Raw genomic sequence first — 16,540 nt, 5'->3', positions numbered from 1 at the left:
GCCGTCCTAATCCATCTGGCTGGTCAGCAGACGGACTGCGCCGGAGCGGCCACGGCTCCAGTCCTGAAGCGCTGCCCGGCCGCCGGCGGCATAGACCGCGACTGCCCGCAGCAGGTCCTTGAGCTGCTGCGCACTGGACGAGTCGAAGGGACAGTAGGCGCCCCGCGACAGCTTGGCGATCTGGCGGAAGACATTGCCCACTACCGGATCGCCCCCTTCGTGGAACATGAAGACCGGAACGCCGAGCAGCCCCAACTCCCCCGCCAGATGGCAGAGATGGTCCGGGTCCTCCTCCATCGCGTCGCCGACAAAGATCAGGGCGTTCACCCTTTTATCCTCCGTCTGCCGCCGCGCATGGGCCAGTACCTTGCCGATCTGGGTCTGTCCGCCAAGACAGGTCACCGCCGTCATTCTGCCGAGCAGCGCTCCGGCATCGCCGACCCAGGGGCTGGCCTTGCATTCACCGAAGCCGCGATAGAAGACCAGCTGCACCTCCAGCCCGCCCAGGCCGGCCGCAGCCTCGAACATCTCACCCTGGATATGCTGGGCACGGTCCCAGGTCGGCTGCCGGCTGGCTGTCGCGTCCAGGGCGAAGATCAGGCGACCCTTCGTTCCCGCCGACCTGGAGGGCGGGGGCATGGCGGCGACCTTACTGAGAAAAGCGGCGACGTCGCCCCCGGTCCCGGCAGCCGCAGGAGGCGTGGAGGACCGGTCGCCGGCCTTGATTGCAGGGCCGGGCATTCGCTGTCGGGTTCCGTCTCCGTCTCGTCCTGCCATCCGCACTCCCTTCGTCAGCGCCTTGGAATTGAAATGGGGATGGGCAGCGCCGCGGTCCAGGGGCAAGCCGTACAGACGCTGGCGAAGGGTTCCACGGCCCCATCCGGAATCCCCGGCTGCCTGCTGAACGGGCGAATTTCCGACGCGAATGTGAAGGATTAGGCCCCAAGGCTGCCGAACGATCCGACTTCCCGGCAAGAGGTACGAAACCTCGTGACAGATGGGCACGGACTTTTGTACTACTATGTTGTTAATAGATTGCGCCGGTCGTACTGGCAGCCTCAGGGGCCACCCCGAATCGTTACCACCTTCGGGCGGTTTTGTGGACAGACCACGAGATTAGAATGAATATCCTCATCGGCGACGATCATCTCCTTTTCCGTGAAGGACTCTGCCGGCTGCTGACGCAGCTGGATACAGATGCCAACTTCACTGAAGCCGGTACTTTCGATGAGGTGATGGAACTCGCGCAGGGCGACCAGGACTTCGACCTGATCCTTATGGATCTTCAGATGCCGGGCTGGCCCGGCTTTGCGGGCATCCAGCAGATCTGCGAGTTGCAGGCCGGTACGCCCGTGGTGATCGTCTCCGCCTCGGAAAGCCAGTCGGACGTCCGCGCCGCTCTCGATGCCGGCGCCTCGGGCTATATCCCCAAGAGCTCCAGCGTGAAGATCATGCTGAGCGCGCTGAACCTCGTCTTCTCCGGCGGCATCTACGTGCCGCCCGCCGCCATCCAGGGCGAGGGTCCGGGCGTCGGCAACGGCACGTCCAGCTCGAGCAGCAATGCCGGCTCCAGCAACAACGGCAACTCCGCCCTCCCCTCCCTGACCCAACGGCAGCGCGACGTCCTGCGCTGCCTGCGCGAGGGCAAGTCGAACAAGCAGATCGCTTATGAGCTTGGCCTGTCCGAGGGCACGGTGAAGATCCATGTGACCGCCGTGATGCGGAGCCTGGGCGTGCGGAACCGCACCCAGGCGGTCATCGCATCGGCCGACCTGCTGCCCTGACCGCACGCGCGTCCAAGGCGCCGGGACGGTCCCGTAACCGTCCCGCCACTGGAGAACTTCCGCGTGTCGAACAATCCGTCCGCCCAGAACGCCCCGGAGGCCCAGCCCACCGGAGCCACAGGCTATCTGGCCGATGAGGAGTTCCTGGAGCCGCTGCTGGCGGAACTCGGAGAGGTGCGGGACGTCCATGGCCGGCTGGTGCTTGCCGACGGACCGCCGCGGCCGGCCGCCTGGGCACTGAACATCTGGTACGATCCGGTCGTCATCCCCATCGCCTCCATCAAGCAGGGGGCGAAGGCGCTGCGGTCGATCCAACGCAACTGGGCGCCATACACCTTCCAGCATCACCGTCGGGCCAGCCTGATCCAGGAGAACCTGCCCCACGTCTCGGCCAAGCCGATGGAGTTCTATACGCCGGCGCCAACCGCTCCGCTGGGGTCCTGGACCCTGCTGGACGAGTCGACCATCCTCGCCGCCCCGCACTGCTCCAGCCCCTTTCCCAACGGGGAGGTGCGATTCGTGGAGAACCGTTCCGCGCCGCCGGCCCGGGCGTATCTGAAGCTGTGGGAGGTCTTCACCCGACTGGGCGTGATGCCGACGGCAGGAGAGCTGTGCCTGGATCTTGGCGCCTGCCCGGGCGGCTGGACCTGGGTGTTGCAAGGGCTGGGAGCCAATGTGATCGCCGTGGACAAGGCCCCGATCGATCCGGCCATCGCCCGCCTTCCTGGCGTGAGCCAGCGGCTGGAAAGCGCTTTCGGCCTGAATCCGGCGGAAGTCGGTCCGGTGGACTGGTTGTTCTCCGACATCATCTGCTACCCGGCCCGCCTGCTGCGGCTGGTGCGGAGCTGGATGGATACAGGAATGGCGCGCAACTTCGTCTGCACCCTGAAATTCCAAGGGGAGACGGACCATGAAACCGCCCGCGCCTTTGCCGCCATCCCCGGCTCACAACTCATGCACCTGTCGGTGAACAAGCACGAACTGACCTGGGTGCTGACGCGCTGAGCCGGTCGCGGCTACTGCCACCATCTTTGGCGCCCCTCCCGTCGAGCGGAAAAGGCTTCAGCGCGGGCCGAATGCCAGCTCGATGGCCGGGCGGCAAGCCATGGCTGCGGCATAGCCGATTTCGACCAGCTCCTTCCCGCGGTCGAAATCCAGGATTCCAATATGCCCGAGTCGGGGTGCGATCAGCACGTCCGGCGGGTCGCCCGCCAACCGCGACCGGGTAATCCGGTCCTGCATGATGTCGATGGACCCGGCGACCACCTCGACCACGCTGGGCGCAGGCTCACGTTCCCCTTTCAGTTGGGCCGCCAGGGCCCTGGTCCGCTCGCCTACCGTGGCCCCGATCTTCGCCAGGAACTCCGCCACCGGGTGGGATGTGGAATCGCCTGATGAGCCCGGCACCGGCCCCGCCACTGGGGCCGGCGGCTCCACCGGTTTCGCCAGACGCGGCAGAGTGGAGAGTTCGGAGTTGAGGTTCACAGCCACCACCACCTCAGCGCCCATGGCACGGCAGAGGGAGACCGGCACCGGATTCACCAGCGCTCCGTCCGCCAGCCACTGCCCATTCTGGAAAAGAGGCGGGAACAGGCCCGGCATGGCGGCGGAGGCGCGGACCACGTCCAGCAGATGCCCATTACGCAGCCACACCTCCCGACCGGTGGCGAGATCCGTCGCCACTGCGCCGAAGGGCCGGTCCAGCGTCTCGATGGGAATGTCGGTGCGGGGATTGCGGAAGCGCTCGAACACCTTCTCGATGGCCACCAGCCCGCCGCGGGCGAAGGTAATGTCCACCAGCTTGAGGATGCCAAGCAGCCCAAGCCCCTCCGCCCAGAGCTGCAGCTCGTCCAACTGGTCGGTCAGATAGGCGGCCCCGACCAGCGCGCCGACGCTGGTGCCGCAGACCACATGGGGCTCGATCTCCATTTCCTCCAGCGCGCGCAGCACGCCCACATGGGCCCAGCCGCGCGCCGCGCCGCTGCCCAGCGCAAGCCCGACCTTCACCCCGGATTTCGTCCTCATTCCGGACATGCCCGCCCTCGGCCCCTTCATCCGCATCTGCGCGCAGCATGGCACGGTTCGGTTACAGCGGCGCTCATCCTGCTGCGGCATAGCGACAAGGGGCCGATCCGCCGACCAGCCGCGGCTGTCCGATTACGCGAAGAACCGGCCCAATCGATTCACCTCTGTATGCAGGTGCGGACAAACGCTAATATGCAGAAAAACACGAACCGCGGGTCGGGGGGCTGCATGTCGGATTTTCTCGCACTGTTCAAAGCCAAGTTCGAGGCCAATGCAAAGCCGGTTGCGGCGGCCATGGCGGAGGTCATGCCGCTGCTGGAGCCGCATCTGGCGGAGGTCATGCGCACCACCTACCGGCGGCTGGGCGTCACGAATCCTGCGGACCTGGACCGGTTTGCGGAACTGCTGGTTCCTCACTTCCGGCAGCATCTGCGCGGAACCTTCGATCCAGGCTATCTGAAACTGGTTCAGGACCTCGGCGCCGAGCACCAGCGCATCAGGATGGAGCTGAAGAACTATTTCGCCGGCTATTGTGAGATGGTGAACTGCTTCGCCGAAATTCTGGTCAAGGCGCTGCGCTGGAAGCCGGAGCGGCTGGTGCGCGCGCTTTCCGCAGTGAACACCATCATGTATGCGGAGATGGACCTGACCCTGACCCTTCATATCGCCAGGGCGGAGGGGGAGGCCAGGAAGGCGCGCGGGCAGCTTGCCGACAAGCTGGAGGCCAGCATGCACAGCGTGGCGGCGGAGTTGGCGAAATCGTCCCAGGCGCTCCAAGCCGCGGCCCAGACCATGGCCGACACGGCCGCGGCGACCGAGAACCGGGCTTCCGCCGTCGGCTCTTCGGCCGAACGGGCCGCCCACAATGTGGAGACCGTCGCCGCCGCGGCGGAGGAGCTTTCCGCTTCCATCGGAGAGATCGCGCGGCAGGTCGGCGCCTCGTCCAGCATTGCCCGCCGGGCAGCGGAAGAAGCACGCCGGACCAACGCCACCATCGAAGGGCTGACCTCCGCCGCCGCCCGCATCGGCGAGGTGGTGAAGCTCATCAACAGCATCGCCGGGCAGACAAATCTACTGGCCCTGAACGCCACCATCGAGGCGGCGCGCGCCGGTGAGGCCGGCAAGGGTTTCGCCGTCGTTGCGAACGAGGTGAAGAGTCTGGCCAACCAGACGGCCCGTGCGACGGAGGAGATCACGGCGCAGGTCCAGGCGATCCAATCAGCGACGGGAGAGACGGTGGAGGTGATCCGCGGGATCAGCGGCACCATCGACGAGATCAACCAGATCGCCGCCAGCATTGCCGCCGCGGTGGAGCAGCAGGGCTCCGCCACCACGGAGATCGCCCGCAACGTCGCCGAAGCATCGGACGTCACGACAGACGTGACGTCCAGCATGGCGGATGTCACGTCCGCCGCCAACCGGTCCGGGAACACTGCCATAGACGTGCTGGAAGCGTCCGGAACCGTCGCCGGTCAGGCGGAGCAGTTGGAGCAAGCGTTGAACCAGTTCCTGGCCAGCATCCGCGCCGCCTGAACCGTCCGGATCACCCGCCGGCAAGGCTCATGCGGCCATGCCGGCGGCGTATCCGCTGCTCCAGGCCCATTGGAAGTTATAGCCGCCCAGCCAACCGGTAACGTCCACCGCCTCCCCCACCACATGGAGGCCAGGCACGGATTTCGCCTCCATGGTCTTGGAGGAGAGGGCCGCGGTGTCAACGCCGCCTGCCATCACCTCCGCCGTCCGGTACCCCTCCGTTCCGGCGGGCCTCACCGTCCAGCGGTGCAGCAGGGACGCGACCCGCTCCAGATCCTTATCCTTCATGTCGGCAAGGGGGCGGCTGATCAGCGCCTCGCCCAGCACATCCGTCTCGAACAGCCGCTCGGCGAAGCGGCGGGGCAGCCGTTCCGCCAGCACAGTGCGCAGCTCCGCGCGCGGCCGCTCCCGCTTCAGAGCCTTGAGGTCGGCGGCTGCGTTCCCGTCGGGCCAGAGGTCCACCTGGATGTCCCGGCCCGGCCGCCAGTAGCTGGAAACCTGGAGGATGGAGGGACCGGACAGACCACGGTGGGTCAGCAACAACGCCTCCCGGAACGCAGCTCCATCGCAGGCGACGGTGCCATCCAGCGCGATCCCGGTCAGGTCGCGTGTCTTGTCGAGGTCCGAAGGCGCGAAGGTGAAAGGCACCAGGGCCGGGCGCGGTTCCACGACCGGCAGTCCGAACCGGGCAGCGACCTCCAGCGCGAAGCCGGTCGCCCCCATCTTGGGAATGGAAAGGCCGCCGGTCGCCAGTATAAGCGCATCGGCCGTGAACCGCCCGTGCGATGTCTCCAGTGCGAACCCGCCCCCCTCCTCCCGCGCCAGATCCCGTACCGCGCAGGAGAGGCGGAGGCCGACGCCGGCGTCGGCGCACTCGGCCAGCAGCATGTCGAGGATGTCCTGGGCGGAGCGGTCGCAGAAGAGCTGGCCGAGTTTCTTCTCATGCCAAGGGATGCCGTGCCGGTCCACCAGGGCGATGAATTCGTGCTGCCCGTGTCGCTTCAGCGCCGAAATGGGGAAGTGGGGATTGGCGGACAGGAACCGCTTCGGCTCCACGCCCAGATTGGTGAAGTTGCAGCGCCCGCCGCCGGAGATCAGGATCTTCTTCCCCGGCTTGTCGGCATGGTCGATGACCAGCACACGGCGTCCCCGCCGGCCGGCGAAGATGGCGGCATAGAGACCGGCGGCGCCGGCCCCGAGGATGATCACATCATGATGAGAGGACATGGTGCGCCGTGTTTAGTCCGGCACACCTCCCCTGTCACGCATATCCGGCCCTGCCACGCATATCCGGATGCCGGATGGACGGCCGACGGCCCCGCGCATCCGACCGCAACGAAAGCCGGCCACCCGGTTCCCGGCGCTTACCGCCCGCGGCGCACCATCCGAAGAACCTTGCGAAGAAGGAAAAGTCGTCCCAATAGCCTGAGCATCACCAGATCTCCTATTTGCATCCGGCTCCACGGATAAACCGCGGAGCCTAGGAGATTGGCAACAGCACCCACCCCAGGAAATCACGCCCGCCGCCGGGCATGGATTATCAGCTCACCCGGCGGAGCCGATCCGTGAACAGCTCGAGCCGGTCCGGAAGCTGACCGGGATTTCCGCCGCAGAGCAGCTTGCCGACAGCCCGCACCGTGGTTGCCAGCTCTTCGCCGGTGAAGGGCTTGTGCAGCACGCCCAGGGCGAAGCTGCCGACATGGTCGGGAATATCCAGGCCCGTGGCCAACAGCGACGGGACGCTGTAATTCTCTAGAAGGATCTGGCAGGTGGCGATGCCGCTGTCCCCATAGGCCAGCCGGGCATCGACCAGCGCCAGATCGAATGGCGTAACAGCCGCAAGGGCGATGGCTTCATCCGTGCCGGAGGCGTGTTCGGCGCTGAAGCCCGCCGCCTCCAGCGCGTCGATCACCGTCATTGCGATCAGCTCTTCGTCTTCGACGACCAGAATCTTCATGGGCCCTCACTATCCATGCCCAATTCATAACGTCCCTTCCGGCGCGCGCATACCCGGCCAGCCGGGGTGCCCCGAGAGGCAAGGAAAACCGCCCGCCTACTCCCCTTGCGGTACAGGAAATCCGGACGATCCGGTGTATACGGCGCTTCCCCTCGGGGGACGGCGCGCCAGCTTATGCTGCGTAGCAATAATGTCACCCGCCCGGACGGGCTAATCACTGGAACTTCCCGCGGCGTGACCGCGTTCACTTGACGCGGCGACGGGCTGGACCGGGCGCTGCGGACTCCTGCCCGCGCTCGGACGGCCGGGCCCATGGTGAGGATGACTGCCCGAGATGGCCTCTTGCGAACTGCTCCATCCCATTGCGGATCGGCTGGCTCCTGCCAACCATGCGCGGATCGTTGCGGCGCGCGCGGCGGCCGGAAGTTCCGGCACTGCCGGCGGAGGTTTGCACCGCCCGCTGTTGTGGATCGGATCAAGCGGGCGATCCGCCGGCCCGACTCCGCCTTGAGCGGCGGCATCCGGGGGTCCGGGAACCGGGACCCCGGCCAGGATCTGTTTGGAAGCCGGATAGGCTGTTCGTCGCCACAGTAAGGAAAGGGCGTAGGCAGGTGCCGCGGCATCGCCGCCTACGAAATACCGCGACTATGCTGGATCAGCTCAAAAACCTCATTTCGCTTCTCAGCCCCCGGGACCGCCGCAATGGCATGATCCTGCTTGTGCTGATGGTTACCGGCGCCGCGCTGGAGGTGGTGGGCGTTGCCGCCGTGCCGGCCTTTGTCAGCGCCGTCGTCTATCCGGACAAGCTGGCGCAATTCCCGGCGCTCTACAACATGCTGCAGAACCTGGGCCTGACCACGACGGAAAAGCTGGTTGTCTGGGGCGCGTTGGCGCTGGTGATCGTGTTCGCGGTCAAGAACGCCTATCTGATCCTGAACTACTGGGTTCAGATGAAGTATGTCTCCAACCGGCGCGTCGATTTCGCCCGCCGGCTGACGCAGGCCTACATGCAGGCGCCCTTCACCTTCCATATCCGCCGCAACACTTCGGAACTGCTGCGCAACATCGACCGCGAGGCGACCGTCATCGCCTATCAGGTCATCGGCGCCATTCTCGAGCTGATGACCCACACGCTGATCCTGGTCGCGGTGCTGGCATTCCTGTTCATTGCCGAGCCCTGGATCACCTTCTGGTGGATGGTGATCTTCGGCGCCATCGGCGGTCTGGGCGTATCGGCTGTCAGCGCCAAGCTGAAGCGCTACGGGCTGGAGGAGCAGGAGGAGCGGAAGAACTTCGTCCAGGCCCTGTACCAGGGTTTCGGCAGCATCAAGGAAGCGCGCGTCCTCAACCGCGAGCATTTCTTCGCCCGCAAGGTGGGGGAAACGGTCGAGGCTATCGCGCGAGTGGTCCGGTTCAAGAACTTCACCCAGAAGGCCGTCGGTCCGGTGACGGAGTTCGCGGCCATCGCCGGCCTTCTGGTCATCGCCGCGGCGCTGGTGCTTCTGCAGCGCCCGACGGAATCCGTGCTGGTCACCCTGTCCCTCTTCGTCGTCGGCCTGGTCCGGCTGCGCCAGACCATCGGATCGGCGATGACCCACCTGACGGCCCTGCGCTACAGCGCAGTGTCGGTCGATCCGGTTTATGACGATCTGAAGCTGCTCGAGGGCAAGGGCCTGCCCTGGCGCAACCTGCCGGCCTCCCAACTTCCCCCGCCCCGGCGGCTGGACCAGTCCATCGAGCTGGAGAATATCTGGTACCGGCACGAGAATGCCCCGGACTATGCCCTGCGCGGCATTTCCCTGACCATTCCGGCGGGATCGGCGGTGGGTTTCGTCGGCAGCACGGGCGCTGGCAAGTCGACGCTGGTGGACATGATCCTTGGCCTCCTGACGCCGGAGAAAGGCCGCGTCCTGGTGGACGGCACCGACATTCGCCAGAACATCAACTCCTGGCAGCGCAGCATCGGGTACGTGCCGCAGTCCATCTACCTGCTCGACGACACGATCCGGCGCAACATCGCGCTCGGCATCGACGACAAGGATGTCGATGAGGAAGCCCTGCGGGTCGCCATCCGCCTTGCCCAGCTTGAGGCCTTCGTCGAGAAGCAGCCGAACGGCCTGGACGAGCAGATTGGCGAAGGCGGCGTGCGCCTGTCCGGCGGCGAGCGGCAGCGCATCGGCATCGCCCGCGCGCTCTACCACGATCCGGAGGTGCTGATCCTGGACGAGGCGACCTCCGCCCTGGACAACGCGACGGAGCGGGCGATCATCGCCGCGGTCGAGGCGCTGAAGGGACGGCGCACCGTGATCATGATCGCCCACCGCCTGACCACCGTGCGCAATTGCGACACGCTCTACTTCCTCAAAGCCGGCCAGATCGATGCGGCAGGGAATTATGATGAGCTTGAGAACAGGCACGCCGACTTCCGGCTGATGTCGTCCGGCTGACAGGCGACGGGCAACTGTCGAAGCGGCCATGCGGGCGCGGCCGCTCCGACAATTTCTGGAATCGAACAAAACGGGCAAAAGGAGGCCCCGGAAACAGCGGAGGAATTGCGGGATGACTCTGACAAGCCGGCACACCAGCCCCAGAGAGGGCATCGACGAGGCGTTCAGACGTCTGTTCTGGAAATTCCGCTGGCATCTGAACCGGCTGCCGGAACGCTTGGTGGAACACGGCCTGCCGGCCGGATGGCTGGGCTATCGGTGGGCGCCCAAGGAAACAGTGCGGGGCTATTTCGCCCGCCATGGCGCCGAAATCCCCTCCGCCGGCGCGGTGGATTGCTCCGCGGGCAGCTTTCGGACGATCCATCCAGAGTCGGTGGCCCGGAATCCCTTGCCTCGTAACGTCCGGGATCTGGACGAGCTACCGGCGGACCCAGGCTGGTGGGGTTATTCCTTCCACGATGTGCCCGCCCGGCGGTCGCTGGAGACCTTCATCGCAACCCTGCCGGACTGCCGGATGGCCTTCTATACGGAAGGCGAAAAGAACAACTTCTATCCCGGCATCCTGAACCGCGATGGCAGGGGTCTGCACCTTCGGGAAATCGTCTTCCGTCCCGGTCACGGAAAGGCGCTGCGGCGCGGCCGCCGGCCCCTGCGCGTTGAACGCGCCACCTGGATCGCCGAGCGGGTCTATCACAACCATTCCCACTGGCTGACCGCGCATCTGCCGAAGCTGTGCCTGCTGAAGGAGTTGGGCGGGCTGGAGCATGTGATGCTGCCCAAGCGGCGGAATGCCGCCATCGACGCCTCGCTCCGCCTGCTTGGACTGGACCCTGCCGAGTTCAGGACGTTCGATCCCGACGTTCCGCTGGAGGTGGAGGAGTTGACCGTCCTCGGCACAGACCGCTTCAGGCCCGAACTGCTGCGCCCGGTGCGTGCGGCCCTGGTGGGTGAAACGCCGCCCAGCCCCTGGCGGCGCGTCTTCATAAGCCGCGCCAAGTCCCGAGGACGCCGCTTGGTCAATGAGGCGGAGCTATGGCCCATGCTGGAGAAGGCTGGGTTCGAACGCGTCCTCATGGAAGAGCTGGCGTTCGATGCCCAGGTGCGACTGATGTCCGAGACCGCCGTGCTGCTGGCTCCGCACGGCGCCGGCCTGACCAACATGATGTTCTGCCCAGCCGGTTCCCAGGTTGTGGAGATCGCCGATCTCTCCTACCCCAATCCGAACTTCTATGCCTTGGCCAGCGCCATGGGGCTTGGTTACTGGCTGATCCGGGGCGCTGGCATCGGGCCCGGTCATCCGCTCGACCAGGATCTTGTCGTCGATCCCGCTTCGGTAGCGGCGGTGCTGGGCAGCCTTGAGGAGGTGTCCTGATTACATCCGTCCGCATATCCTTCGTCCGGGTTCTGCTGCAACGCCGAAAAAGGTCACGGAACTGGTAGTATTAATCCATCGTTCACACGTCGGCCTAAGCGGTCGGTCACCGCAGCAGATCGGGAAGCGTGAGGTTTCCATTCAATGGCACAGATTTCCGTCGTCATCCCGACCTTCAACCGGTCAGAGCTGCTGGTCGGGGTTGTTGACGCCCTGATGGGTCAGACAGTTCCGGTAAAGGAAATTGTCATCGTCGACGATGGTTCCTCGGATGATACGGCGGAGCGTGTTGCCGGATTGAGCGGGCCGATCCGCTATCTGCGCCAGGAGAACAGCGGGAAGTCCGCGGCGCTGAACCTGGGCATCGCCAACGCCTCGGGCGAGTTCATCTGGATCTGCGACGACGACGACCTGCCGGTTCCGGAAGGGGCGGAGCGCCTGCTGGACGCCCTACGCGGCAACTCGGCCGGCTTCAGCTTCGGCGAGTACAGACGTTTCCAGGTCGATCCCGCGACAGGAAAACCGGAAGTCCTGGACTCAGGCTATTGGCCGGAGATCGGGGAGAACCATCTGCGCCTGACGCTGATGGAGGATTTCTTCCTGTTCCAGAACGCCATGCTGGTGCGCAAGTCGGCCTTCGAGGCCGTCGGCCCGTTCCGGACCGATCTGGTGCGCTCACAGGATTACGAGATGGCGATCCGGCTGGCCCGCCGGTTCGAAGGGGTGCATGTCCCCCATGTGGTCTTCCTTCAGCGCATCCATGAGGGTGACCGCGGGTCGGAGCAGGAGCGGTTCTCCGCCGACCGGCAGTTCGAGAAATGGATGCATTATGACGGGCTGATCTTCCGCGACCTGCATGCGGAAATGCCCCTGACCGAGTTCACCCCGGCGGGGATGGAGCCCTATCCGACCCAGATCGGCACCCGCGCCGCCCTGTTGCAGCGCGCCTGCATCATGGCCCGGCGCAAGCAGTGGGACCTCGCCCTCGCCGATCTCGGCCGCGCCCTGTGGCTGGCCCCCGAGGAGCCGCTGACGGAGCCGGAGGCGCAGGTCTGCAAGCGCTTCCTGATGTCCAAATATGGCTGTGAGGAATTGCTGACCAACACCGGCATCGGCCGCCGGCTGCGCTCCTTCGCCGAGAGCAGCCCGCTGGGCGAGGCGGCCGTCCGCATCATCAGCGAGCCCCTGCTCTGGCGGGCGCGGGAGGCGTTCGCGGAGGGCGACATGAAGACCGGCTTCGGCTTCGCCGGCCAGCTCGTCTCCCTGCGCGGCTACCGCGGCAGCTCCGAGGTGGTCTGGTCCGCCGTGCAGCGCCGCGCGCCCTGGAAGCTCAGCGCCTGATCCGGCGCTGAGTCCCCTGCCCTTCCACGAAAGTCTCCCCGGCTTCCCGCCGTCCAAGGGCGAGCGCCCGACCGATGGCGATCAGGACCGGATCGTCCGTCGGAACGCTGGTTTCCAGTAGACCGGCCAGGGTGGTCCGCTCCACCTTCTCGTTCGGCCGGCTCACGGCGGTGACGATGCGCACCGGGGTATCCGCGGACAGGCCCTCCGCGATCAGCCGGCCCGCCGCCTCGCTGGCCGTGCGTCCTCCCATATAGACCATCAGCGTCGTGGCCGGATCGGCCAGCCCGCGCCAGTCCAGCCCTTCCGGCAGCACGCCCTTGCGGCTGTGGCCCGTCAGGAAGCGCACCGACTGCGCGGCATCCCGGTGGGTCAGGGAGACGCCGAGGCGTGAGGCCGCGGCCAGGGCCGCCGTGATGCCGGGAACCACCTCCACCGGTATCCCGGCATTCTCCAGCGTCTCGATCTCCTCCCCGGCCCGGCCGAAGATCATCGGGTCGCCGGACTTCAGCCGCACCACATGCTTGCCCTGCCGGGCGAGCTGGAGCATCAGCGCGTTGATGTCGGCCTGGGAGCAGGATTCCCGCCCGCCGCGCTTGCCCACCACCATGCGCTTGGCCTCGCGCCGGGCCAGCTCCAGAACCTCCGCGCTGACCAGATCGTCGAACAGGATCACATCCGCCGACTGCAGGGCACGGACGGCCTTCAGGGTCAGCAGCTCGGCATCGCCCGGCCCGGCCCCGACCAGGGTGACCCGGCCGCCCGTGGCGCTGTCCGTTCCTTCGGTGATCCTGGCCAGCAGCTCCTCGGGTCCGGGCGCCGCGCCGCGGGCGGTAATGGCGAGGTCGGCGAACCGCTCCCAAGCCGCGCGGCGGGCCTGCTTGTCCGGAACGGCCTTGGCGATCAGGCCGCGCAAGGCCTTCGCCGCCGCGGTCCAGCCGCCCAGCGCCGGGGGCAGCAGCGTCTCGATCCGGCGGCGGATGGTCTGGCCCAGGATAGGGGCCGCCCCGTCCGTGGTGATGCCGACCACCACCGGGCTGCGGTTGACGATGGCGCCGAAGGTGAAGTCGCAGAAGGTCGGCCTGTCGATGATGTTGCAGGGCACGCCGGCCGCCTTTGCCATGGCGTAGAGGGAGGCGGCCTCCCCATCCTCCTCGGCGTCCGCCACCAGGATGGCGGCGTCCTCCAGGTCCGCCGGCACGATGGCGCGGTGGTGCAGGGCGATGCCGGGCAGTGCGGCCATCTCCGCCCCCGGCTCGGCGGCGAAGACATGCACCTCCGCCCCGGCCGCGGCCAGCAGCTCCGCCTTCCAGGCCGCGGGCGCTCCGCCGCCGCCGATGATGGCGCGGCGGCCGTTCAGGTCCAGGAAGACCGGCAGGCGTGCCAGCGGCGCCATCCGGGCGGGAGCGGCCTCACTGGGCGTGCGCGGGCTTTGCATGCGTGAGAATCCTTCCGATTTCCGTGCGGCAGGAGCCGCAATTGGTCCCGGCGCGCAGGCGCTTGCCGACGGCGTCAACGGTTTCGCAGCCCTCCGCCGCCGCCTGCGCGATCTGCTTGGCCCCGACATCGAAGCAGGCGCAGACGATGGCCCCGCGATCCGCCCCCGCCTTGCCCGGCCGCCCGGCCAGAAGCTGGCGGATATCCGCGCCGGGCTGGGACATCAGGTCCACCACCCAGGTGCGGGCCACGGTCACCGGTTCGGGCGCCAGGAACAGCACGGCCTCGACACCGTCCGCCCCGACCAGGGCGAAGCGGTGCCGGCCGGTGGCGGGATCGCCATATGACACGATCTCCCCCTGCCCATCCCCGAACAGCCGCTCCGCGAAGGCCAGCCAGTCCGCCGGCACGGCCACGCCGGCCAGCTCCACCCGCCAGCCCTTGCGCGTGCGGGCCTTGGCCCAATAATCGGCCGCCAGCTCAAGCGGTTCCCGGTTCAGCACGGCGAAGCCGTACCAGGCCATCGGTGCCGGCGTGACCGTCACGGCCGTGTTCTTCAGCGCCGGCTGGCCGGAAACCGGATCGGTGCGGGGGGCCACCACGGCGTCGATCCTGCCCTTGGCACTGTAGCGGTCGGTCCAGTGCATGGGCGCGAAGACGCTGCCCCGCCGGGCCGTGTCGGTCACCAGGGCGCGCAGCAGCGCCTCCCCATGATCGCTTTCCACCCGGACGATGCCCGCGGGCACGATGCCGGCCGCCGCCGCGTCGTCAGGATGGATTTCCAGGAAGGGCTCCGCCAAATGTTGCGACAGGCGCGGGGATTTGCCCGTGCGGGTCATGGTGTGCCACTGGTCGCGGATGCGGCCGGTGTTCAGCACCAACGGACGGGCGACGGGCAGGCTTTCCGGACGCACCACGCAGGTGGGCACGAAGCGGGCGCGGCCGTCCAGCGTCGCGAAACGGCCATCGGCGAACAGCCTAGTCGCGTCGGCAGCACCGCTCGAGCGAACCGGCCACTGCACCGGCTCCAGCCCGGCATAGCCGGCATCGTCCAGCCCGGCCATAGCACCGATATCTAACGGGCGCTGGCGGCTGGCGGCGGCCAGCGCGGTCAGGGCCGCATATTCCCGGAAGATGTCGGCCTGGCTCCCATAGGCGAACTGGTCGGCGAAGCCCATGCGGCGGGCCACCTGGGTGATGATCCACCAGTCCGGCCGCGCCTCCCCCGGCAGCGGCAGGAAGGCGCGCTGGCGGGAGATGCGGCGTTCGGAATTGGTGACGGTGCCGTCCTTCTCCCCCCAGCCGGCGGCGGGCAGCAGCACATCGGCATGCAGGGTGGTGTCCGTCTCCGCCATCACGTCGGAGACGACGACGAAGGGGCAATCCGCCAACCCCGCCCGCACGGCATCCGCCGCCGGCATGCTGTCCACCGGGTTGGTGCCCATGATCCAGACGGCCTTGACCCGTCCGTCGGCAATGCCCTGGAACAGGTCGACGGCCTTCAGCCCGGCCTTATCCGCCATGCGGGGGGCATTCCAGGCCTGGCGCACCAGTTCCCTGTCCGTTGGCTCCTCCAGCGTCAGATGCGCGGCAAGCTGGTTGGCGAGCCCGCCGACCTCCCGCCCGCCCATGGCGTTGGGCTGGCCGGTGACGGAGAGCGGGCCCATGCCGGGCCGGGAGATGCGGCCGGTCAGCAGATGGCAGTTGATGATGGCGTTGACCTTGTCGGTACCGTGACCGGACTGGTTGACGCCCTGGGAGAAGACGGTGACCACCTTCTCCGTCCCGGCCCAGAGCCGGTAGAAATCGGCGATCCGCTCTGCGGCGAGCCCCGTCAGCTCGGCCACTCGGCCCAGGTTCAGCCGGGCCGCTTCCAGCGCCGCATCCAGGCCGGCGGTATGCGCCTCCACGAAGGCGCTGTCGGTCAGGCCGGCCTCGTGCAGGTGGGTCAGCAGCCCGTTGAACAGGGCGGTGTCGCTGTCCGGGGCCAGCGGCAGATGCAGGTCGGCCGCCGCAGCCGTCTGGGTGCGGCGCGGATCGACCACCACCAGCTTCATCCCCGGCCGCGCCTCGCGCGCCGCCTGGATGCGCTGGAACAGCACCGGATGGCACCACATCAGGTTGGAGCCGACGAGCACGATCGTATCCGCCTGCTCCAGATCCTCATAGCAACCCGGCACCACATCGGCCCCGAAGGCCCGCCGGTGCCCGGCCACGGTCGAAGCCATGCAGAGGCGGGAATTGGTGTCGATGTTGGCGGAGCCGATGAAGCCCTTCATCAGCTTGTTGGCGACGTAATAATCCTCCGTCAGAATCTGGCCGGAGACGTAGAAGGCGACGCTGTCGGGCCCATGCTCCGCGATGGTGCGGGCGAAGGTGTCGGCAACCAGTTCCAGCGCCTGATCCCAGCCCGTGCGCTTGCCCTTCACCATCGGGTGCAGCAGCCGGCCCGACAAATCCACCGTCTCGCCCAGCGCCGATCCCTTGGAGCAGAGCCGGCCGAAATTCGCCGGGTGGCCGGGATCGCCTTCAACCCGTACGCCGCCATCCGGACCCGGCGTCGCCAGGATTCCGCACCCGACCCCGCAATAGGGGCAGGTGGTCTTGACGGAGGCCGGCGGCTGCAATGCATCAGGCATGGAAA

General features: G+C 67.2%; 12 protein-coding genes. 6 read left to right on the top strand and 6 right to left on the bottom strand.

Going from position 1 to position 16,540, the window contains the following annotated elements; all coding sequences use genetic code 11:
• Positions 1-6 precede the first annotated feature (6 nt).
• Complete coding sequence (locus DOL89_RS02415; protein ID WP_225889859.1) at positions 7-741, bottom strand: vWA domain-containing protein; 735 nt, start codon at positions 739-741, stop codon at positions 7-9.
• A gap of 380 nt (positions 742-1,121) precedes the next feature.
• Here DOL89_RS02415 and DOL89_RS02410 point away from each other — a divergent pair, with 380 nt between their 5' ends.
• Positions 1,122-1,784, top strand: a complete 663-nt coding sequence (locus DOL89_RS02410; RefSeq protein WP_119677710.1) for a LuxR C-terminal-related transcriptional regulator — start codon at positions 1,122-1,124, stop codon at positions 1,782-1,784.
• A 63-nt stretch (positions 1,785-1,847) separates the two neighbouring features.
• Positions 1,848-2,789, top strand: coding sequence for an SAM-dependent methyltransferase (locus DOL89_RS02405; RefSeq protein ID WP_119677709.1), 942 nt, complete (start codon positions 1,848-1,850; stop codon positions 2,787-2,789).
• Positions 2,790-2,846: 57 nt separating this feature from the next.
• Here the strand turns inward: DOL89_RS02405 and DOL89_RS02400 are convergent, their stop codons facing one another.
• The gene (locus tag DOL89_RS02400; protein WP_119680186.1) at positions 2,847-3,809 is read right to left on the bottom strand and encodes a patatin-like phospholipase family protein; all 963 of its coding nucleotides are present in this window, start codon (positions 3,807-3,809) and stop codon (positions 2,847-2,849) included.
• A 228-nt stretch (positions 3,810-4,037) separates the two neighbouring features.
• Here DOL89_RS02400 and DOL89_RS02395 point away from each other — a divergent pair, with 228 nt between their 5' ends.
• Entirely contained in the window at positions 4,038-5,342 is a 1,305-nt protein-coding gene (locus DOL89_RS02395) for a globin-coupled sensor protein (protein ID WP_162937279.1), read from the top strand.
• Positions 5,343-5,369: 27 nt separating this feature from the next.
• On the opposite strand, the gene DOL89_RS02390 is transcribed toward DOL89_RS02395, so the two are convergent.
• Both DOL89_RS02390 and DOL89_RS02385 read right to left on the bottom strand, forming a co-directional pair.
• Positions 5,370-6,569, bottom strand: coding sequence for a BaiN/RdsA family NAD(P)/FAD-dependent oxidoreductase (locus DOL89_RS02390; protein ID WP_119677707.1), 1,200 nt, complete (start codon positions 6,567-6,569; stop codon positions 5,370-5,372).
• A gap of 313 nt (positions 6,570-6,882) precedes the next feature.
• Positions 6,883-7,299 (bottom strand): response regulator transcription factor, encoded by a 417-nt coding sequence (locus DOL89_RS02385; protein ID WP_119677706.1) that lies wholly within the window; start codon positions 7,297-7,299, stop codon positions 6,883-6,885.
• A 707-nt stretch (positions 7,300-8,006) separates the two neighbouring features.
• Here DOL89_RS02385 and DOL89_RS02380 point away from each other — a divergent pair.
• From DOL89_RS02380 to DOL89_RS02370, 3 genes are all read left to right on the top strand, one after another.
• Positions 8,007-9,746: an ABC transporter ATP-binding protein gene (locus tag DOL89_RS02380; RefSeq protein ID WP_162937278.1), complete on the top strand. Its 1,740-nt coding sequence runs from the start codon at positions 8,007-8,009 to the stop codon at positions 9,744-9,746.
• A 112-nt stretch (positions 9,747-9,858) separates the two neighbouring features.
• Positions 9,859-11,118 carry a glycosyltransferase family 61 protein gene (locus DOL89_RS02375; RefSeq protein WP_162937277.1) on the top strand — a complete coding sequence of 420 codons (1,260 nt, stop codon included), beginning with the start codon at positions 9,859-9,861 and terminating at the stop codon, positions 11,116-11,118.
• A gap of 144 nt (positions 11,119-11,262) precedes the next feature.
• Positions 11,263-12,459, top strand: a complete 1,197-nt coding sequence (locus tag DOL89_RS02370; RefSeq protein ID WP_119677703.1) for a glycosyltransferase family 2 protein — start codon at positions 11,263-11,265, stop codon at positions 12,457-12,459.
• Here the strand turns inward: DOL89_RS02370 and cysG are convergent.
• Both cysG and DOL89_RS02360 read right to left on the bottom strand, forming a co-directional pair.
• Complete coding sequence (cysG, locus tag DOL89_RS02365) at positions 12,449-13,897, bottom strand: siroheme synthase CysG (protein ID WP_119677702.1); 1,449 nt, start codon at positions 13,895-13,897, stop codon at positions 12,449-12,451. The two genes, DOL89_RS02370 and cysG, sit on opposite strands and share 11 nt — an antisense overlap.
• Positions 13,872-16,535 carry a nitrate reductase gene (locus DOL89_RS02360; RefSeq protein WP_119677701.1) on the bottom strand — a complete coding sequence of 888 codons (2,664 nt, stop codon included), beginning with the start codon at positions 16,533-16,535 and terminating at the stop codon, positions 13,872-13,874. The genes cysG and DOL89_RS02360 overlap by 26 nt, the downstream gene beginning before the upstream one ends.
• Between the last annotated feature and the right edge of the window lie 5 nt (positions 16,536-16,540).

It is taken from the genome of Indioceanicola profundi (genome assembly GCF_003568845.1).
Classification (GTDB): domain Bacteria; phylum Pseudomonadota; class Alphaproteobacteria; order Azospirillales; family Azospirillaceae; genus Indioceanicola; species Indioceanicola profundi.
This window is presented reverse-complemented; position numbering and strand designations above follow the sequence as displayed.